Source organism: Leisingera sp. S232, assembly GCF_049800895.1.
Taxonomy (GTDB): Bacteria; Pseudomonadota; Alphaproteobacteria; order Rhodobacterales; family Rhodobacteraceae; genus Leisingera.
The window spans coordinates 1-20,474 of sequence record NZ_JBNAFX010000028.1 but is presented as its reverse complement, the minus strand read 5'-3'; the positions used below and the strand labels follow the sequence as shown (position 1 = coordinate 20,474).

General features: G+C 59.3%; 16 protein-coding genes, 1 tRNA gene and 1 pseudogene. 6 read left to right on the top strand and 12 right to left on the bottom strand.

Annotated features, from left to right (window positions below; genetic code table 11):
• Positions 1-131: 131 nt before the first annotated feature.
• The 6 genes from glp to ACP151_RS15620 are packed head-to-tail and all read right to left on the bottom strand — an operon-like array spanning position 132 to position 4,866.
• Complete coding sequence (gene glp / locus ACP151_RS15645; protein WP_424979834.1) at positions 132-1,304, bottom strand: gephyrin-like molybdotransferase Glp; 1,173 nt, start codon at positions 1,302-1,304, stop codon at positions 132-134.
• Complete coding sequence (moaC, locus tag ACP151_RS15640) at positions 1,305-1,775, bottom strand: cyclic pyranopterin monophosphate synthase MoaC (protein WP_424979833.1); 471 nt, start codon at positions 1,773-1,775, stop codon at positions 1,305-1,307. It abuts the gene before it with no gap.
• A 16-nt stretch (positions 1,776-1,791) separates the two neighbouring features.
• A complete protein-coding gene (trpC, locus tag ACP151_RS15635; RefSeq protein WP_424979832.1) occupies positions 1,792-2,604 on the bottom strand; it encodes an indole-3-glycerol phosphate synthase TrpC in 813 nt (270 codons plus the stop codon).
• A gap of 14 nt (positions 2,605-2,618) precedes the next feature.
• Positions 2,619-3,272, bottom strand: coding sequence for a uracil-DNA glycosylase (locus tag ACP151_RS15630; RefSeq protein ID WP_424979831.1), 654 nt, complete (start codon positions 3,270-3,272; stop codon positions 2,619-2,621).
• Positions 3,269-4,288 carry an anthranilate phosphoribosyltransferase gene (gene trpD / locus ACP151_RS15625; RefSeq protein ID WP_424979830.1) on the bottom strand — a complete coding sequence of 340 codons (1,020 nt, stop codon included), beginning with the start codon at positions 4,286-4,288 and terminating at the stop codon, positions 3,269-3,271. Before trpD ends, ACP151_RS15630 begins: the two co-directional genes overlap by 4 nt.
• The gene (locus tag ACP151_RS15620; protein WP_424979829.1) at positions 4,285-4,866 is read right to left on the bottom strand and encodes an anthranilate synthase component II; all 582 of its coding nucleotides are present in this window, start codon (positions 4,864-4,866) and stop codon (positions 4,285-4,287) included. Before ACP151_RS15620 ends, trpD begins: the two co-directional genes overlap by 4 nt.
• Before the next feature lie 187 nt (positions 4,867-5,053).
• On the opposite strand from ACP151_RS15620, the gene ACP151_RS15615 reads away from it, so the two are divergent.
• Entirely contained in the window at positions 5,054-6,574 is a 1,521-nt protein-coding gene (locus tag ACP151_RS15615; RefSeq protein ID WP_424979828.1) for a divergent polysaccharide deacetylase family protein, read from the top strand.
• Positions 6,575-6,661: 87 nt separating this feature from the next.
• On the opposite strand, the gene trpE is transcribed toward ACP151_RS15615, so the two are convergent.
• The 5 genes from trpE to fabI all read right to left on the bottom strand — a co-directional run bounded on the left by trpE (position 6,662) and on the right by fabI (position 12,870).
• Positions 6,662-8,173: an anthranilate synthase component I gene (gene trpE, locus ACP151_RS15610; protein ID WP_424979826.1), complete on the bottom strand. Its 1,512-nt coding sequence runs from the start codon at positions 8,171-8,173 to the stop codon at positions 6,662-6,664.
• Between the two features lie 16 nt (positions 8,174-8,189).
• Complete coding sequence (locus ACP151_RS15605; RefSeq protein WP_424979825.1) at positions 8,190-10,031, bottom strand: SurA N-terminal domain-containing protein; 1,842 nt, start codon at positions 10,029-10,031, stop codon at positions 8,190-8,192.
• Positions 10,032-10,149: 118 nt separating this feature from the next.
• Complete coding sequence (locus tag ACP151_RS15600; RefSeq protein WP_424979824.1) at positions 10,150-11,325, bottom strand: aminotransferase; 1,176 nt, start codon at positions 11,323-11,325, stop codon at positions 10,150-10,152.
• A gap of 166 nt (positions 11,326-11,491) precedes the next feature.
• Positions 11,492-11,995: a xanthine phosphoribosyltransferase gene (gpt, locus tag ACP151_RS15595; protein WP_424979823.1), complete on the bottom strand. Its 504-nt coding sequence runs from the start codon at positions 11,993-11,995 to the stop codon at positions 11,492-11,494.
• 71 nt (positions 11,996-12,066) lie between these two features.
• Complete coding sequence (fabI, locus tag ACP151_RS15590; protein WP_424979822.1) at positions 12,067-12,870, bottom strand: enoyl-ACP reductase FabI; 804 nt, start codon at positions 12,868-12,870, stop codon at positions 12,067-12,069.
• Positions 12,871-13,001: 131 nt separating this feature from the next.
• Here fabI and pdxH point away from each other — a divergent pair, with 131 nt between their 5' ends.
• From pdxH to ACP151_RS15565, 5 genes are all read left to right on the top strand, one after another.
• Positions 13,002-13,607: a pyridoxamine 5'-phosphate oxidase gene (gene pdxH, locus ACP151_RS15585; protein WP_424979821.1), complete on the top strand. Its 606-nt coding sequence runs from the start codon at positions 13,002-13,004 to the stop codon at positions 13,605-13,607.
• Between the two features lie 132 nt (positions 13,608-13,739).
• A complete protein-coding gene (locus tag ACP151_RS15580) occupies positions 13,740-14,279 on the top strand; it encodes a cold-shock protein (protein WP_424979820.1) in 540 nt (179 codons plus the stop codon).
• Positions 14,280-14,322: 43 nt separating this feature from the next.
• Entirely contained in the window at positions 14,323-14,760 is a 438-nt protein-coding gene (locus ACP151_RS15575) for a DUF192 domain-containing protein (protein ID WP_424979819.1), read from the top strand.
• A gap of 43 nt (positions 14,761-14,803) precedes the next feature.
• Positions 14,804-14,880 (top strand) — tRNA-Pro (locus ACP151_RS15570).
• A gap of 723 nt (positions 14,881-15,603) precedes the next feature.
• On the top strand, positions 15,604-19,248 hold the full coding sequence (locus ACP151_RS15565) for a vitamin B12-dependent ribonucleotide reductase (RefSeq protein WP_424979818.1): 3,645 nt from the start codon (positions 15,604-15,606) through the stop codon (positions 19,246-19,248).
• Positions 19,249-19,572: 324 nt separating this feature from the next.
• On the opposite strand, the pseudogene ACP151_RS15560 reads toward ACP151_RS15565, so the two are convergent.
• Positions 19,573-20,430, bottom strand: a pseudogene (locus ACP151_RS15560) (IS30 family transposase); the annotation flags it as partial.
• Between the last annotated feature and the right edge of the window lie 44 nt (positions 20,431-20,474).

Here is a 20,474-nt window from a genome sequence, read left to right as displayed (position 1 = left end):
GTGCCTCATGTTTTCTTTTGTTCTACGCATGTTCACGTTTTGTGTCAATATATCTGTATCTTATCAATGCAAAAAGCAATGCCGCAGGTCTGCACCTGCGGATCATGTATTTCTGCAAAGAAGAGGTGAAATCAGATCGGCATGTATTGCACGGTTTCGCCTGCAGAACGGGCGCAATCGCCAGGCGCGCGGATCAGCAGGGCGTTGGCTTCGGCAAGGATGGTGAGCAGAGAGCTGTCCTGATTGTCAAAGGCGGCCAGGTGGCCGTTTTCGACCTTCGCCCGCATGTAATGCTCACGCGGGCCATTGGCGGCCAGCGGAGCAGAAAGGGTCGCGGTTTTAAGTTGATCTGTTTCTGCCGGAAGGCCAAGCAAGGCGCGGATAACCGGTGCAAGGAAAACATGGCCGCAGACCATGGCTGAAACCGGATTTCCAGGCAGGCCGACCATGGCAGCGCCCCCCATACGGCCAGCCATCAGCGGTTTTCCGGGGCGCATGGCGACTTTGTAAAAGCTGCGCTCCATGCCCAGATCCTGCGCGACCTTGCCAACCAGATCGTGGTCGCCGACAGACGCACCGCCGATGGTCACCACCAGATCCGCGCCCTCCGCCAGCTCAAACGCGGTGCGCAGGCTGCTTTCGGTGTCGCGTGCAATGGGCAGGATGCGTGCGCGGGCGCCATGTGCTTCGAGCATGGCCTTCAGGCCAAAGGTATTGGAGGCGATGATCTGATCCGGCCCGGGCGCGCCGCCGGGCATCACCAGTTCGTCACCGGTGGAGATCAGGGCGACTTCGGGACGGCGGGTGACCGGGACCGTTGGAATGTTCATCGCTGCGAGAAGGGCGATGTCGGACGGCGTCAGCAAACGGGGCGCCGCTATGGACTGACCATCCGTGAAATCGCCGCCGCGAGGCCGGATATTGTGATTGCTGCCCGGTTCATCCGTGATGGTGATGAGATCTCCGCTGCGCGACACATCCTCTTGAATAACCACGAAACTTGCGCCCTGTGGCACCGGCGCCCCGGTGAAGATCCGCACCGCCTGTCCAGCGCCGACACGGCCGTCAAACGCATGTCCGGCAGCAGCCTCGCCGATCACTTTGAACATGGCGTGCATTTCGACCTCGGCGGCGTTCACCGCATAGCCATCCATAGCAGAGGCAGAGAACGGCGGCTGGTCGCGGCGGGCTTGCAGAGGCCGGGCCAGAACACGGCCAGCGGCTTTGGCCAGCGGAACCTCTTCGGTTTCTAACTGCTGCACAAGCGACAGAAGATGCGTGCGGGCCTCGCTGACAGAGATCATCTACGCCTCGTACCTGCCTGATTTTCCGCCATCTTTCAGCGTGACGCGGATGCCGCCGATTTGCATTTCTTTGTCCACTGCCTTGGCCATGTCATAGACGGTGAGCGCGGCAGTGGAGACGGCGGTGAGCGCCTCCATCTCAACCCCGGTCTGGCCGGTGGTCTTGACGGTGGCTTCGATCCGCACGCCGGGCAAGTCCGGGTCCAAGGTCAATTCTACTGCGACCTTGGTGACCGGCAGCGGGTGGCAGAGCGGGATCAGGTCGGGCGTTTTCTTGGCCCCCATAATGCCAGCGAGGCGGGCGACGGACAGGACATCGCCCTTCTTGGCGCGGCCTTCTGAAATGATCGCAAAAGTGTCCGGAGCCATGGTGACATGGCCTTCTGCCGTGGCAATGCGGGAGGTCACGGCCTTGTCCGAGACATCGACCATATGGGCGTCGCCCTTGGTGTCAAAATGGGTGAGGCTCATGACCTAACTCCTTGAATTACATTGCACCCGGCATCAGCGGGTTGGCCAGCAGACTGCGGGTGGCGGCGGCGACATCGTCCTGACGCATCAGGCTTTCACCGATCAGGAAAGTGCGGGCGCCGTAGCGGGCCATATCGCTGAGATCCGCAGGCGTGAACAGGCCGCTTTCACAGACGATGGTGCGGTCTGCCGGCACCATGCGCGACAAGGTCCGGGTGGTGTCCAATGTGGTCTCGAAGGTCTTGAGATTGCGGTTATTGATGCCCATCAGCGGCGATTTCAGATTGCAAGCGCGTTCCAGCTCTTCCGCGTCATGGACCTCCAGAAGCACGTCCATGCCCCACTCAAAGGCGCTTTGTTCCAGCTCCTGAGCCTGCGCGTCGGACACTGAGGCGAGAATGATCAGGATACAATCGGCACCAAGCGCGCGGGCCTCGGCCACCTGATAGGTGTCATACATGAAGTCTTTGCGCAAAGCCGGCAAAGAGCAGGCGTCACGGGCCTGGACCAGGAATTCCTTGGCGCCCTGGAAGCTGGGTGTATCGGTCAGAACCGACAGGCAAGCTGCGCCGCCGTCTTCATACGCCTTTGCCAATGCCGCCGGTGCGAAATCCGGGCGGATCAGGCCCTTGGAGGGGCTGGCCTTCTTGATTTCGGCAATCAGCCCGTAGCCATCACGGTTTGCACGCATCAAGCTGTCTGCAAAACCGCGCACTGGCGACGCGTCTCGCGCCTCGGCCTCAACCGCCTCCAGCGGCTTGGTGGCCTTGTCTACGGCCACTTCCTCGAGCTTATAGGCCTTGATCTTGTCCAGCACATTTTGGGTCATACCAGTGCCTCCGTTCATGCGTTCCAGTCTATGGCAGTTTCACCGCGGGCGGCGAGCCAATTGTTCACTTTTGAAAAGGGCCGGGACCCGAAGAAACCGCGCCGCGCCGACAGGGGCGAGGGATGGGCGGTTTTCAGGATCAGGTGATCGCCCGGTTTGATATGGTTTTCAAGCTTCTGCGCCGAATTTCCCCAGAGAATATAGGCCGTCGGTTTTTCCGACGTCAGCGCAAGCACCTGATGCACCAGATGCTTCCATCCTAGGTGTTTGTGACCATTTGCCTCTCCGGCCGGGACAGAGAGCGCGGTGTTCAGCAAGAGCACGCCCTGGCACGCCCAGCCGCGCAGGTCTGCTGTTGGTCGATTGACATCAAGGTCGGCTTGCAATTCCTTGTAAATATTTGACAAAGATCGAGGCAAAGGGCGCACCTGAGGTTCAGCAGAGAAGGCCAACCCATGAGCGTGGCCAGGCGTTGGATAGGGGTCCTGACCGAGGATCACCACGCGGGTTTCCTGCGGCTGGGTCAATTCCAGCGCTGCGAACCGCTGGTGCGCTGGCGGCAGGATGTCCCGGTCATCCGTCGCAATCGCGGTGGCGATCCCGGGCCAGTGGCTGCTGAAAAAGGGCAGACTGGACCAGGCGCCCAGCCCGTCAGGCAGATTGGTCATGCGGCTGAGGTGATCCGCGCCAGAGCCTCTACCTTGGCCTTGGCCGCGCCGCTGTCGATCGATTCCGCCGCGAGCGCGACGCCGGTCTTCAGATCCGCAGCCTTGCCCGCAACGACCAGCGCAGCAGCCGAGTTCAGCAGCACCGCGTCGCGGTAGGCTGAGGGCGTGCCCTGCAGAAGCACCCGGAACGCCATGGCGTTTTCTGCCGGGGTGCCGCCAATGATCATTTCGAAATCATGCACCGGCAAGCCTGCGTCTTCGGGGTGCAGTTCCACATCGCGGATTTCGCCGTTCTCCTCCAGTGCGGACACCCAGCTGACGCCGGTAATGGTCAGCTCATCGGTGCCATCGGACCCATGCACCAGCCAGGCGCGTTCAGAGCCAAGCGCCTTGAGCGTTTCTGCCATCGGTCGGATCATTGCGCGGCTGAAGGCACCGGTCAGCTGACGTTTGACGCCGGCCGGATTTGTGAGCGGGCCCAGGATATTGAAGATCGTCCGGGTGCCCAATTCCGCACGGGTCGGCATCACATGGGCGGTTGCCGGATGGTGCATCGGGGCCATCATGAAACCGATACCGGCCTCATTTATTGCCTTTTCAACGACTTCTGGCCCAACCATGACGTTGATGCCCATCTCCGACTGCATATCTGCCGTGCCTGATTTGGAACTGAGATTGCGGTTGCCGTGTTTGGCCACCGTCACCCCGGCGCCAGCCACCACAAAAGCGGTGGCGGTGGAAATGTTCAGGGTATTCTTGCCGTCACCGCCGGTGCCGACGATATCCATCGCACCAGCCGGCGCTGAGACTGCATTGCATTTCGCGCGCATGACCGCAGCTGCGGCGGCGTATTCATCGACGCTTTCGCCGCGGGTGCGCATCGCCATCAGGAGACCGCCGATCTGGCTGGGGGTGGCTTCGCCCTCGAACAGCAGGGTAAAGGCTGCTTCGGCTTCGCCGCGGGTCAGGGAGCGTTCGGCGGCCGCACCGATCAGCGGTTTCAGCTGGTCGCTCATGCCGGCACCTGCATTACATCGATGAAGTTCTTCAGCAATGCGTGGCCATGTTCAGAGGCAATCGATTCCGGATGGAACTGAACACCGTGAATTGGCAGCTCCTTATGCTGAAGGCCCATGATGGTCCCATCTTCCAGTTCGGCTGTGATGTCCAGGCAATCAGGCAGGGTTTCGCGCTCCACCACCAAAGAGTGATAACGAGTAGCCTCAAAAGGTGTCGGCAAACCTTTGAAAACACCTGTATCCTTGTGGTGCATCGCTCCCATCTTACCATGTACGATCTCATGGCAGCGTATCACTTTGCCGCCGAACGCCTGGCCAATGGTCTGATGGCCAAGGCAGACGCCCAGCAGCGGTGTGCGAGTTTCTGCTGCGGCTTCTGTCAGCGCCAGGCAAATGCCGGCCTGATCCGGGTCGCAAGGCCCTGGTGACAACAGGATGCCTGCGGGCTTCATCGCCATTGCGTCCTGCACGTTTATTGCGTCATTGCGGTGGACTTCCATTTCAGCGCCAAGCTCACCCAAGTAGTGGACGAGGTTGTAAGTGAAGGAATCATAGTTATCGATCAGCAGCAGCATCTTGCGGGCTCTTTTATGGGTGGCGGGCAGGGGGCGCGCCGCAGTATAGTGTTTGAAACATACTTGTTCAGGGATACGGGGCAGCGTCAAGGGCAGGAAAGGCAAATGCATTGCGAACCGGCATACGGGTCGCGCAGGCAGGCCGGTACGGCGCAGCACGGCAGAAAGATTGAGAGGCAAAACGGGCATGCAGGGTTTTCTGGGCGGCGTGAGTGTCGGGGCATTGCTGGCCGCGGGCGGGCTGGCGATGCTATCGTTGTCGGTGCCTTTGACGGACAAGGCTGTCTCGCCGCATGCCAAGCCGCTGCAAGGGAATGTTGATGCGGCGCCTGCACCTGCGGCCAATGACCCGGGCAGTTCGCCGGACATGCCCAATGGAGGCGGAACAGAGTTGGCTGTTCCCGGCAATAATGCAAGCCGGGATGCGGATTTGGCTGAAGCACAGCCAGATGTCCCAACTGCCAGCGGCGCAGATAATCTGAACGCTCTGGAAGGCACGGATTACGCCCCTGCGGAAAAGCCGCAAGTTGGACTGCTGGATGCCAGCCAGGAGACAAGTCAGCTTGACCTGGCACCAGCCCCGGAGGCCGCAGAGGCGCCGTCGGAAAGCCAGCCGCAGGCAGACCTGCCCCCGGCTCCTGAAACACCGGGCACGGAAAGCGTGGTCATTGCGGCCACCGAACCTGCTGCAGTTCCCGAAAGCAGCGCTGCGGCACAACAGAATGTCCAAGCTGAGCCTGCGCCGGAACCGACCGTCCGACCTGCGCCGTCGCTTGTGGCTGGATCCGGGCTGGCTCCGGATATCGGCAGCGCCCCGCTGGTGACCACGCTGCCCGTCATTGGCACGGCGCCTGACGCATCTGCTGAGGCCAGCACCGACAGCAGCGAAGATGTGGATGCGACGGCTACGGATACTGTGGCTGCGGAGCCTGCCTCGTTGACACCCAGGGTCGGAACACCGGTGGTGCCGCTGACAGAGCGGGACAATCAGGAAGCCGGTGCAGACGCGGACGCCACCGGCGCGCAGAGCACGCCCTTCACCGCCCATTCAGAGCCATTCCTGAACCCCGAAGACCGGCCTTTGATGTCCATTGTGCTGATCGATGATGGCGATGCGGCCATCACGGAAGAATTGGCAGAGTTTCCATATCCGTTGACGTTTGCCATCGATCCCGACGCACCGGACGCCTTTGAAAAAATGGCTGCAAGACGATCCGCGGGTTTCGAGGTTCTGATGCTGGCTGATCTGGCACGGCAGGCAACGCCGCAGGATGCGGAAACTGCTTTGGAAGTTTGGCGCGGCAAACTGCCAGAGGCCGTGGCAATTCTGGAGGGCGTGGAGACCGGTGTTCAAGGCAACAGGCCGCTGGCGGATCAAGTCGCGGCTGCGGCGGCTTCTGCTGGTTACGGGCTGGTGACACAGAACAGCGGGCTCAACACTGTTCAGAAACTGGCGCTGCGAAACGGTGTGCCTGCCGGCGTGGTCTTCCGGGATTTTGACGGCGCGGGACAGAACGCGCGGGCGATCAGGCGGTTTCTGGATCAGGCCGCGTTCCGGGCCGGCCAGGAAGGGGTGGTGATCATGCTCGGCCGGCTTCGCCCGGAAACGATCACCGCGCTTTTGCTGTGGGGGCTTCAGGACCGGGCAGAGAGCGTTGCCCTGGCACCGGTTTCTGCAAGCCTGAAAGCGCTGCTGCCGCAAGAGTGACTGGCGGCGCTGGCAAACGGCACCCAAAGCGGGCGCCGTTTGCTCTGTCTGGAGTATCTTCAGGAAGACGTGGGCTAGCGGCCGGCTTTAGCTGTTTCCGTTGCCGGCAAAGCGTGCAGCATCAGCAGCTGCGCGGCGTATGGCGTTGGATTTATGGACGGTTTCCATATATTCTGCCTCCGGGTCGCTGTCATATACGACGCCGCCGCCGGCCTGGATATACAGGTTCTGATCTTTGACGATGGCCGTGCGCAGCGCGATGCACATGTCCATATCGCCGCCAGCGGAAAAGTAGCCAACACCGCCGCCATAGACACCGCGTTTTTCCGGCTCCAGCTCGTCGATGATTTCCATCGCCCGCACCTTAGGTGCGCCAGAGACCGTTCCTGCGGGCATGCCGGCAAAGAAGGCATCCAGCGCGTCCTTGTCCTCTGCCAGCTCACCCACGACGTTGGACACGATGTGCATAACGTGGCTGTAGCGCTCGATGATGAATTTTTCAGTCGGACGCACGGTGCCGATTTTGGCGACGCGTCCAGTGTCGTTGCGTCCCAGATCCAAGAGCATCAGATGCTCTGCAAGTTCTTTCTTGTCCGCCAGCAGATCCGCCTCAAGCGCCTTGTCCTCTTCGGGTGTGGCACCGCGCGGGCGGGTGCCTGCGATCGGGCGGATAGTGACCTCCTGCCCGAAAACGCGGACCAGGATTTCAGGGCTGGCGCCGACAACCTGAAAGCCGCCGAAATTGAAGTAGAACATGAAGGGCGACGGGTTGGTGCGCCGCAGCGAGCGGTAAAGCGAAAATGGCGGCTGGCGGAATTCCTGGGTCCAACGCTGGGCCGGGACCACCTGAAAGATGTCGCCTGCACGGATGTAATCCTTGGCCTTCTCCACGGCGGCCATGTAGCCGTCTTTGGTGAAGTTGGAGACCGGCGGCGCGACTTCATGGGCATCCCCCAGATCGCGGCTTTCGGCAGGCATGGCGCGTTCCAGATCGCGCACCGCATCCATCACCCGTTCCGCCGCCTGGGCGTATGCGGCCTTGGCGGTCTGGCCGTCGCTGGCCCAGACCGGGGAGACCACGGTCACCTCGCCTTTGACGCCGTCCAGAACCGCGATGACAGAGGGGCGCAGCATCAGCGCGTCCGGCAGGCCGAGCGGATCGGGGTTCACATCCGGCAGATGTTCGACCAGTCGGATCATGTCATAGCCGAGGTAGCCAAAGAGGCCGGCGGCGGCCTGGGGCAGATCATCCGGCAAGTCGATTTTGCTTTCGGCAATCAGCGCCCGCAGGTTGTCCATCGGATTGCCATCCTGCTGGACGAAATCATCCGCATCAAACCGCGCTGACCGGTTCAAGGCGGATTGTTCGCCATCGCAGCGCCAGACCAGATCCGGTTTCATGCCGATGATCGAATAGCGTCCGCGCACCTCGCCGCCAGTGACCGATTCCAGCATGAAAGCGTCTTTTTGGGCGCCCGTCAGCTTGAGCATCAGAGACACAGGGGTGTCGAGGTCTGCAGCAAGACGGCTGTAGACGACCTGGTTTTCGCCGGCCTCATAGGCCTTGGAGAAGGTGTCGAAATCGGGGGTCAGGGCCATGTGTCAGGTGCCTTGGTTACTGGAAGTGTGCGTGCGCTGCGTTCAGCGCCTGCTGGTCAACACGAGGTTCGGAACGGGTCTGGGTGTCCTGCGCATAGGCCTGAAACAGTTCTTGTGCCAAGGTTTGGTCCAACTGTGCCTGAAGGGCTTGGCGCAACAGCGCCATGTCGTCGCTCTGCTCCGGCGGCAGAATGGCATCCAGACGCACAACAACCGCCGACTCCGCATCCTGCACCAGGCGGAATTCGCCGCTCTGCATTTCAAACACCTCAGCCAGCAGACCTGCCGGAACAGTTTCAATATACGCCGTGCGGGTCAGACCCGTTTCGGCCGTTACCGCCGCATCCTCGGAGAACGCGCCAGCGGTCTCAGACTGGGCCAGCAGTTCATTCCCCTGCTTTTGCAGAGTTTTGGCCCGCAGGTCGGCATTCCAGGCAGTCAGAACCTTGTCCTTGGCATCTGCAAAAGGTTCGGGGCGCTCTGGCAGGACGTCATCAAGGCGCAGCGCAAACAGGCTGCCATCGGCCAGGAAACCGACCTCAGGAAAATCATCCATGGTGACGGCTTCGGCTGCGGCGCGGAAACCTTCGTAGGCCGCGATTTCGCCGCCGGTCTCGCTGGTCCAGTTGATCTGGGCGAGTTCCAGGCCGCTTTCGGTTGCCAGTTCTTCCAATGTCGCGCCACCTGCCAGCATGTCGTCGATGTCTTCGGCCTGCGCTTCCACCAGACGGCGGGCCCGGTCGGACGCAAGCTCTTCGATCAGTTCAGGCTTGGCATCTTCAAAGGTGGTGATTTGCGCTTCGAGGCGGCCGTTGACACGGTAAAGTGCCGGGCCAAGATCCGAGGGCAGGGGCCCTGCCACTGTGCCGACTTCGGCAGCAAAGACATCCGTGCCTGCCTTGCCCAAGTCGCCCATGGTGACATCCCCCATATCGATGTCCTGCAGGGTCAGGCCACGGTTTCCAACCAGGCTTTCAAAGGTGGCACCGCCGGTTTCCAGCTGCGCCTTGGCGCTGGATGCGGTTTCGGTGTCAGAAAACACCAAACGTTCGACCAGACGGCGCTCTGGCACCTGATACTGATCAGAGCGGTCCAGGAACAGCTGCTGAAGCTGAGCGTCTTCAATCTCGATCTCATCCAGCAGCATAGAGGGCCGCAGGGCAACATAGGTGATGCGCTTGGTTTCAGGCAGCATGAACTGATTCTGGTTGTCCTCATAAAAGGCCTGCAGATCCACGTCCGAGGGCGCCAGAGTGATCAGTGCAATGTCGGATGCCATCATCTGCACATAGGAGAAACTGCGGCGGGCGCCGATGTAACCGGTCAGGGTTTCAGTCAGGGTTTTCGGCATCTTTGCACCGGACAGAACTGCAGCTTGCACGATTGTACGGGCTGCCTCGCGGCGCAGGTCGTCTTCGAACTCCTTCTCCGAAAGACCGGCATTGCGCAGGGCAAAACTGTAGGTCTCGCGGTCGAACTGGCCGTTCACCCCCTGAAACGCATCGATGGCGGCAAGTTCCTTGATCAGGTTGTCATCTCCCAGCGACAGCCCGAGGCTTTTGGCTTCGTGATCCAGCGACGCCAGCGAAATCAAGCGGCTCAGAACCACCCGGTCCAAACCAAATGCGGTCATCTGCGATATTGGCATGGCTTGGCCGGTCTGTGCCTGCAAGGCGCGCTGTTCCTGTTGTAGTTCACGCACATAGGTGCCAATGCTGACATCCTCGTCGCCGACCTGTGCGATGGAGGAAGAGGAACTGGAGAAGTTCACTGCACCAAAGCCGGCAAGGCCGACAATCAGCATCCCCATCAGGATCCAGACAAAGGTTTTGGATAGATGTTTCATGCCTGCGGCCATGATGCCCTCTTTTTTGTTCTGCCGGGCAAGGGAGTGCCTTGCGACGGGAAATGCCGCTGACTGAATACGCGGCTGCCCGCAGAGGGGCAAGATGATTGCGGCGCAAACTGCTGGATGATCAGGGATTAAAGGCAGACAAGCGTTCAAACAGCGTCTGAATGCCCGCGCGATCCACATTGGCAAAGGCGATACGGAACTGACGGGCGCCGTCGGGGTCGCCTGCGGGCATGAACATGGATCCCGGCAGCATCAGGATTGACGCCGCTTCGACCAGCTGGCGGGCGATCTGTTCGGAAGGGTCTTTGAACGGGTGTTCGACATAGGCAAAATAGGCGCCACAGCCCAACAGCTTCCAGCCTTTTGCGGCCAGCACTGGAAAGCCTTCTTCGATCGCGAGGCGACGGTCGAGGATCTCCTGACGTTCACCTGCCAGCCAGTGGTGCAAGTTTTCGATCCCCCACAACGCGCCGACCTGGCCCAGCTGTGAAGGGCAGATGGTGACAGTGTCCAGGAATTTCTCCATTTCAAACAGACGGTCTGTAGAGGCAGCGATGGCGCCGACCCGGTGGCCGGTCAGCCGGTAGGCCTTGGAGAAAGAGTAAAGGTGGATCAGGGTGCTGTCCCAATCCGTCATCCGGAACAGCCCGTGCGGCGCGCCCCCGCGGCTGTCGAAGTCACGGTAGGTTTCATCCACGATCAGCGCCAGGCCGTGGCTTCGGGCAAGGCTGAAAAAAGCCTGCACCAGCCCGGACGGGTATTCCACGCCGCAGGGGTTATTGGGGGTGACCAGCACGATGGCGCGGGTGCGGTCAGTAATCAGGGCTTCAGCTGCGGCCAAGTCAGGCAGCATGCCTGCGCCAACATGCAGTGGCACAGCGCTGACACCCGCCATATCCAGCCACATTTTGTGGTTGAAGTACCAGGGCACCGGAATGATCACCTCATCCCCTTCACCGCAAAGCGCAGCAATGGCGGCGGCAAAGGCCTGGTTGCAGCCGGAGGTGATACCCACCTGTTCCGACCGGATCTCAGCCTGATAGTGGCGGCACATCTGCTGGGCCAGCGCGCGGCGCAGCGGGTCATTGCCAAGCACGGGGCCATAAAGATGGGTGTTCACATCGTTCAACGCGGCGTCTGCCAGGGCATGACGCAGCCCTTCGGGCGGCGCTTCGGCCGGCGCTGCCTGGCTTACGTTCAAAAGCGGGCGGTCCGGCGGAAATTTCACCCCATCGACCCAGCGCCGGGATTCGACGATGGGAGACACAAAAGTTGTTTGAGTGCGGGGCAGGGACATGGGCAGCTCCGGAGCAGAGGCGAGACAGCAAACATGGCGTTTAGGGTGCCGCGCAATGTCTGACATGGTGACCCGTGCGGCTCAAGCAAGAATGGTCCGGGATGAGAAACCCAAGAAAAAAGGCGCACTGTAAAGCGCGCCTTTGATGCCTGCTTCAGGGCAAGGATCAATCCTTGCCGCGGTAGGGTTCCACATATTGCAAAGCCATGTCCCAGGGAAAGAAGATCCAAGTATCCTGGCTCACCTCGGTAATGAAGGTATCCACCATCGGGCGGCCTTTGGGCTTGGCATATACGGTGGCAAAATGGGCCTTGGGGTACATCTGGCGCACCAGCTCCAGGGTTTTGCCGCTGTCGACCAGGTCATCGATGACAAGAACGCCCTCGCCGTCACCCATCAGACCTGCATCCGGCGCTTTCAGCACTTCGGCTTCGCCTTGGGCCTGGTGGTGATAAGAGCGTACTGAAATGGTGTCCACGGTGCGGATGTCCAGCTCGCGGCTGACGATCATCGCGGGCGCCATGCCACCGCGGGTGATCGCAACCACTGCGCGCCAAGCACCATCATCGGGACCTTGCCCGTCCAGACGCCACGCCAGCGCGCGGCTGTCGCGGTGGATCTGATCCCAACTGATATGAAAGCCTTTTTCGTGCGGCAGACGATCGGTCATTTTCTTGCTCCCCGCGGTGTCGCGTCAGCTTGCAGGCACCCGGAAATTCATCCGAGCGCCCCTGATTTCAGTTACTTGGAGATATCCGGTGCATCCACCGCCTTCATGCCAACAACATGATAGCCCGCATCCACATGCAGATTTTCGCCGGTGACACCAGAGCTGAGATCGGACAGCAGATAAAGAGCTGACTTACCGACATCATCGATGGTCACGTTGCGGCGCAGCGGCGAGTTGTACTCGTTCCACTTCATGATGTAGCGGAAATCGCCGATGCCCGAGGCGGCCAGCGTCTTGATCGGACCGGCAGAAATCGCGTTGACGCGGATGCCGTCCTTACCCAGATCCTCTGCCAGGTATTTGACCGATGCTTCCAGCGCCGCCTTGGCGACACCCATCACATTGTAATGCGGCATCACCTGTTCGGCACCGTAATACGTCAGGGTCAGCAGCGAACCGCCTTCAGCCATCATCTTCTCGGCGCGGTTGGCCACAGCGGTGAAGGAAAACACCGAAATGTCCATCGTCATCTGGAAATTGCTGCGGCTGGTGTCGACATAACGTCCGCGCAGCTCATTTTTGTCAGAAAAGCCGATGGCGTGAACCACGAAATCCAGCTTGCCCCATTTTGCTTCGAGCGCGGCGAACAGCGCGTCGATCGACGTCTCATCCGACACATCGCACGGCAGGACGATATCGCTGCCCAGCTGTTCGGCCAGAGGCCCGACACGCTTTTTCAGCGCATCGCCTTGAAAAGAAAAGGCAAGCTCGGCGCCAGCATCGGCGCAGGCCTTGGCAATGCCCCACGCAATCGATTTGTCGTTGGCCAGGCCCATGATGAGGCCGCGCTTACCGGCCATCAGTTGACTAGACATGCAGGTTCTCCGCCTGTGATCTGATAATTTAGCGGTGTTTATAATGCCGGGCGGGGCGCTTCAAGGGTGCTTACCCTTGCAGGCGGTAAGGAAGCTGCCTAGTTTGCGCTCAAATCCCGTCTGAGGTGCACATGTCCGACCGTACAGGTATTTTTGAAGGTGACGATCCGTTTGCCATTGCCAGGGCCTGGCTGGCAGAAGCGGAACAGTCCGAACCCAACGATCCAAACGCAATTGCCCTGGCAACCGTGGATGAAAACGGGCTTCCCAACAACCGCATGGTGCTGCTGAAGGAAATCGAGGACAGGGCCTTTGTATTCTATACAAACTACGAGAGCGCCAAAGCCCAGGAACTGGATTATGCAGGCAAGGCTGCTTTCGTTATGCATTGGAAATCCCTGCGGCGGCAGATCCGCGTCCGTGGCGCGATCACCCGCGAGGACGGGCCGCAGGCGGATGAGTATTACAAGTCCCGTTCGCTGAAGAGCCGACTGGGCGCCTGGGCCTCGAAGCAATCGCAGCCGTTGGACAGCCGCGGTTCGCTGATGGCGGAAGTTGCCAAAGTGACAGCCCTGAAAGGGCCGAATCCTGAACGGCCGCCGTTCTGGGGCGGCTACCGGCTGGTGCCGGTTGAAATTGAGTTTTGGGCCGATGGCGCCTTCCGACTGCATGACCGATTTCGCTGGTTTCGCGATGACGAATTTGCGGCCTGGAAAGCCATTCGTCTGAATCCCTGACCGGAATCGTCAACTTACCTAGGGTCAAGGGGGTTTACCTGACAATTTCAAGACTTTTTTGCTTGAAATCCTAGGTCAGTTTGGCGCATCAGGTCACCATCAAAAAACAAGAAATGCGGTAGGAAAGACTCAGTGGCAGAAGATCTCAGCAGCTTGCAGCAGGTTCAGGGGCTGGTGAAGTGGTTCGACCCGGCGAAAGGGTACGGATTTGTTGTCTCCGACACTGGAGGACCGGATATTCTTCTGCATGTGAACGTGCTGCGGAACTTCGGGCAAAGCTCTGTCGCAGACGGCGCCCGGATCGAAATCGTGACGCATCAGACCGGTCGCGGCGTTCAGGCCGTGGAGGTTGTTGCCATCCAGCCGCCGGAGCGCGAAGACACGCCGGTTCTGAGCGACTTTGCAGAGCTGGACATGATCAGCCTGCAGAATGAGCCGTTGGAGCCGGCACGGGTCAAATGGTTCGATAAAGGCAAGGGGTTTGGCTTTGCCAATGTCTTTGGCCGCGGCGAAGACGTTTTCCTGCATGTCGAAGTGCTGCGCCAATCGGGCCTTGCCGATCTGCAGCCGGGCGAAGCACTGGCAATGCGGGTGATCGAGGGCAAGCGCGGCCGTATGGCGGTTGAAGTCCTGGCCTGGGAGGCCGCAATGGCCGACCAAGACGCGGAATAAAGCCATGCGGCGGCATCTTCTTGCCTGGAGTTCCGCCGCAATCATGGCCGTTTTTGCAGCCCCGGTTTCTGCCGGGGATTGTCGGCCAGACAAGGTTGACCTCCGCGGCAGCTGGGGTCAGACCGTATTCTCTGTGGAAATAGCTGATGACGAACAGGAACGCGCGCAAGGGCTGATGTTTCGGGAATCGATGCCGAGCAGGGCAGGGATGCTGTTTGTCTACGACCAACCGCAGCCAGCGGCGTTTTGGATGAAGAACACGCTGATCCCGCTGGATATCATTTTCCTGGATGAACGCGGTCTTGTGACTTCTGTTCACGAAAACGCCAAACCCGGCGATCTGACCCCAATACCGGGCGGTGATCAGGTGTTCGCAGTGCTCGAAATCAACGGTGGGCTGTCCCGGCGGTATGGAATTTCAGCGGGTACCCAAATGCGTCACAAAGTTTTTTCCGCTCAAGGTGCAGTTTGGCCCTGTTAGGGGTTTTCAAATCACTTTGCCGGAGATAGGAAGGCGCACGGTCCGGGGCGTGGCGCAGTCTGGTAGCGCACCTGTTTTGGGTACAGGGGGTCGTGAGTTCGAATCTCGCCGCCCCGACCACTTCACTCTACAAAAAATGTGAGAACCGGGTTTGATGAAAATCATCCCGGGGAATCGCATTGTGTCTATAGTTGTGGTCAGTCCTGCCACTCACCCTAAGATATTAATAGTTTCTTAATGTGTTGTTAACACACCCTTAACCAACTGCTGCGGACCCGCGTCAGATGATTAACGGCAACACGAGTTTGGCCAAAACAGGCGCAGCGAAACGGGAAATCTTTCACCGCAAAATGGCAAGGACAGAGCACCTACGCTCAGCCTGCATAAGTTGTGAATCTTCGACAGGAGCTCTGCAGGTTTTCGCCCCATTCAACACGCCAAGTCACTCAGTCAGCGAAGGAAATCTGAATTGGCCGCGTCCATGGAAAAATGAGGGACATGTTTGTCTGCCTGTGGATGAATCAATGCGCCCGGCCGGAAGCTTCAACACGCGGATTGCGTCAACAGCAAAGATCGTTACGAAGGAGTAAATTTTACGTTGACCCTTTGTGTATGAATACGTCAAATTGTGGACACCGGTTGCGGCGACACTAAATCTGGTAGGTCCAGAGGTCGAAGCAACTACGCTGACAACAGCAAACAGTCCTGTGAAGAAAGGCCGGCGAGGGCCGCAAGCACACCATATGTGGCGTGCGACAGGTCTTTGCGTGTTTCGTAGCCGGGATGGCTGGTGCTGGGGCACTGAGACATTTGACCGATGTGTGCTTGATGAAGGGGCAGAGCATGAAGATCGAACGGAAATTCACCAAACCCGGGCAGGATGCTTATGCTGATCTGGCTTTTGTCTCCGCCACCTCGGAAATCCGCAATCCGGACGGGACCATTGTTTTCCGGCTCGACAATATCGAAATTCCCGCGTCCTGGAGCCAGGTGGCCAGCGACGTCATCGCACAGAAATACTTCCGCAAGGCCGGTGTGCCGTCCCGTTTGAAGAAAGTCCGCGAGAAGGGTGTTCCTGACTTCCTGTGGCGCTCTGTCCCTGACAAAGGCGCAGAACTCGGCGGCGAGACGTCCTCCAAGCAGGTGTTCGACCGTCTGGCGGGCGCCTGGGCCTATTGGGGCTGGAAGGGCGGCTATTTCTCCTCTGAGGAGGACGCCCGCGCCTACTACGACGAGATGCGCTTTATGCTGGCAACCCAGCGCTCGGCGCCGAACTCGCCCCAGTGGTTCAATACCGGCCTGCATTGGGCCTATGGCATCGACGGCCCGGCGCAGGGCCACCACTATGTCGACTACAAGACCGGTGTGCTGACCAAGTCGGACAGCGCCTATGAGCACCCGCAGCCGCATGCCTGCTTTATCCAATCCGTCTCGGATGATCTGGTCAAGGACGGCGGCATCATGGACCTGTGGGTGCGCGAGGCGCGGCTGTTCAAATATGGCTCCGGCACCGGCACCAACTTCAGCCATCTGCGCGCCGAAGGCGAGCCACTGTCCGGTGGCGGCAAATCCTCTGGCTTGATGGGGTTCCTGAAAATCGGCGACCGCGCGGCAGGCGCGATCAAGTCCGGCGGCACGACCCGCCGGGCCGCCAAAATGGTTATTGTCGACGCAGATCACCCGGACATCGAACAGTTTATCGAATGGAAAGTGATCGAAGAGCAGAAGGTCGCGTCGATCGTTGCAGGCTCCAAGATGCACGAAAAGATGCTGAACGGTATCTTTGAGGCGATCCGCAGCTGGGACGGCGCCGAAGCCGATGCTTATGACCCATCGGTTAACGAGGGGCTCAAAAAGGCGGTCCGTGAGGCCAAGAAGGTCGCGATCCCGGAAACCTACATCAAGCGGGTGCTGGATTACGCCAAACAGGGCCACACGTCGATTGAGTTTCCGACTTATGATACCGACTGGGATTCCGAGGCCTACAGCTCTGTCTCCGGGCAAAACTCGAACAACTCGATCCGGGTTACAAACAGCTTCCTGCACGCGGTCGAAAAGGACGCCGACTGGGAGCTGATCAACCGCACTGACGGCAAGGTTGCCAAAGTGGTGAAGGCTCGCGACCTGTGGGAAAAGGTCGGACATGCGGCCTGGGCCTGCGCTGATCCGGGCATCCAGTTTCATGATACCGTGAATGACTGGCACACCTGCCCGGAAGACGGTGAAATTCGCGGCTCAAACCCTTGTTCGGAATACATGTTCCTGGACGATACCGCGTGCAACCTGGCGTCGTTGAACCTGCTGAGCTTTCTGAAGGATGGGCAGTTTCAGGCGGATGAATACATGCATTCCTGCCGCCTGTGGACATTGACGCTGGAAATCTCGGTGATGATGGCGCAGTTCCCGTCACAGGAAATCGCACAGCGGTCCTATGACTTCCGCACGCTGGGTCTGGGCTATGCCAATATCGGCGGGCTGCTGATGAACATGGGCTACGGCTATGACTCGGATGAGGGCAGGGCGCTTTGCGGTGCACTGACCGCACTGATGACCGGTGTTGCCTATGCGACCTCTGCCGAAATCGCAGCGGAGCTGGGTGCCTTCCCGGGCTATGCAAAAAACGCGGACCATATGCTGCGGGTGATCCGCAATCACCGCAATGCTGCAAAGGGTGAGGCCGAGGGCTATGAGGCTTTGGCGGTCAAACCGGTGCCACTGGACATCGCCAATTGTCCTGATGCGCTGTTGACCGATCTGGCGGCCAGCGCCTGGGACGAAGCGCTGGAACTGGGTGAAAAACACGGCTATCGCAACGCCCAGACCACAGTGATTGCGCCGACCGGTACCATCGGGCTGGTGATGGATTGCGACACCACCGGCATCGAGCCGGACTTTGCGCTGGTGAAATTCAAGAAGCTGGCCGGCGGCGGCTACTTCAAAATCATCAACCGCTCCGTCCCATCGGCGCTGGAAGGCCTTGGCTACAGCTCCTCTCAGATCGAGGAAATTGTATCTTACGCCGTTGGCCATGGCTCGATTGGCAATGCACCGGGCATCAACCACACATCGCTGGCCGGTCACGGGTTCGGCCCCAATGAGCTGGCGAAAGTGGATGCGGCGCTGGAGGCAGCTTTTGACATCCGGTTTGTGTTCAACCAATGGACCCTGGGTGAGGACTTCTGCACAGGTGTTTTGGGCATCCCGGCCACCAAGCTGAACGATCCGACCTTCGATCTGCTGCGCCATCTGGGTTTCACCAAAAAGGACATTGAGGCGGCCAACGACCATGTCTGCGGCACCATGACTCTGGAAGGTGCGCCGCATCTTCAGAAGGAGCATTATGCGATCTTTGACTGCGCCAATCCCTGCGGTAAAAAAGGCAAGCGTTTCCTGAGCGTTGGCAGCCATATCACCATGATGGCGGCAGCACAGAGCTTCATCTCGGGCGCGATTTCCAAAACCATCAACATGCCCAACGATGCCACCATTGAGGATTGTCAGAAAGCCTATGAGCTGAGCTGGAGCCTGGGCGTCAAGGCCAACGCGCTGTACCGCGACGGCTCCAAGCTGAGCCAGCCACTGGCGGCGGCGCTGGTGGAGGATGACGACGAGGCTGCCGAAGTGCTGGAGAGCGGTTCCAACCAGGAAAAAGCCGTGGTTCTGGCCGAGAAGATCGTCGAGAAGGTGGTCATTAAGGAAGTCATCAAATCGCATCGGACCAAGATGCCGCAACGACGCAAGGGCTATACCCAGAAGGCTGTTGTTGGCGGCCACAAGGTGTATCTGCGGACCGGCGAGTATGAGGATGGCAATCTCGGCGAAATCTTCATCGACATGCACAAGGAGGGCGCCGGTTTCCGGGCGATGATGAACAACTTTGCCATTGCGGTGTCGGTCGGCCTGCAATACGGGGTGCCGCTGGAGGAGTTTGTCGATGCCTTCACCTTCACCAAGTTCGAACCTGCTGGCATGGTTCAGGGCAATGACTCGATCAAGAGTGCGACTTCGATCCTTGACTATGTGTTCCGCGAACTGGCGGTGAGCTATCTGGACCGCACCGATTTGGCGCATGTGAAGCCTGAAGGCGCAACCTTTGACGATCTCGGCCGCGGCGAGGAAGAAGGCGTCTCGAACCTGACCGAATTGAGCGAAACCGCTGCAACCCGGTCTCTGGAAGTGCTGAAGCAAATCTCCTCAACTGGCTATCTGCGCAAACGTCTGCCGCAGGACCTGGTCGTCCTGCAAGGTGGCCAGACCGACGCCGGTGTGCTTGGCACCGGCACCGATCCGGTGGCGGCCTTGCAAACCCTTGTACCGGAGACATCCGAGGCATTGGCGCAATCCACAGGCGGCATGGACGCGCGCACTAAGGCAAAAATGCAAGGCTATGAGGGGGAAGCCTGCGGTGAGTGCGGCAACTATACACTGGTGCGTAACGGCACCTGCATGAAATGCAACACCTGCGGGGGAACCTCCGGCTGCAGCTGAGGCACCTCTGCCTGCGGCACCGGCTTACCCCCGGCGGTGCCGCAAAAAACACCGTAAGCGGGCTGTGGTCCGCTTGGACAATGATCAGGAACGGGTGCGCCCGTTCTGAACATCGGGAAGGCCCAGGTAAGAAAATACTTTCGGGCAGTCAATGAAGGAGCCTGACCGGTGACAACTGGCTTCCTCTGGTTCAGAGGGAGCCATTTTCTTTTGGAAATCATGGTGGTTGGTTTTTTGACAGGGTTTAACTGCTTGCAGCGCCATTTCAAAATTTGTCTTCTGCGGTGCCAACCTGCTGATTTTATATATAAACCGCACTTCAAAGTAGCGCGCACCCCTTCGATTGGTGTTCTCGACCGTGCCTTTTTGCCACGGGCTGGAAGGATCGCAGAACCATGTCTGCGTCCCGATTTCGGCCTGCAAATGTGGCCAGCTGACGAACTCGGTACCGCGATCAAAGGTGATTGATTTGCGGGCCAGATGAGGCAGGTCGCGTACGGCTTTCATAATTTTCCCCATCACCGGCTTGGTGCGCTTGTTCGGGTTCTTCAGCAGCACGGTGAAGCGGCTGACACGTTCGACCAGCGAGGTGACATTGGTTTGCCCAAGTTTCTGTTTGAACAGCATCAAATCTCCCTCCCAGTGCCCAAACTGGCGACGGTGAGCGACATCATCTGGCCGGAATAGAATGCTGACATCACGGTCGAACTTGGGCTTCTGGCGCTTCCTGGCACGGCGTGGCCTGCGGGATTTCCGATGTTCGGGCAAGTACCACCAGAGCTCTTGGTCCATGCCTTCCTTAGAATAGATGTAGCGGTAGATCGTCTCCTGGCAGACGCGTAGCGTAGCACCTTCATAGATCATCCGGTTGCCGATCTGCTCGGGCGTCCATCCTTGCTTGATCCGTTCGATGACGCGCTTGCACAGATCGGGATGTCTGATCAGCTTGCGTTGCGTGGAACGGCGTTGCTGCGTGCGCTGGTGTGCTGCCATGCCGAAGTATCCCGCGTACTTCTTGGGAAAGGCATCATCGGCCCAGAAGTTGCGTTTGATCTCTCGGAATATCGTCGACTTGTGACGCTTCAAAACGCGCGCCATCTCAGCGACAGGGACCTTTGCAAGCCACCAGTCTTCGATCCTGCGCCGTTCTTGTAAGCTCAGTTGCGTATATACCGTTCCCATGCAATATTCCTCCTATTAGATAACTCATTGTTTTCTAATAGGAG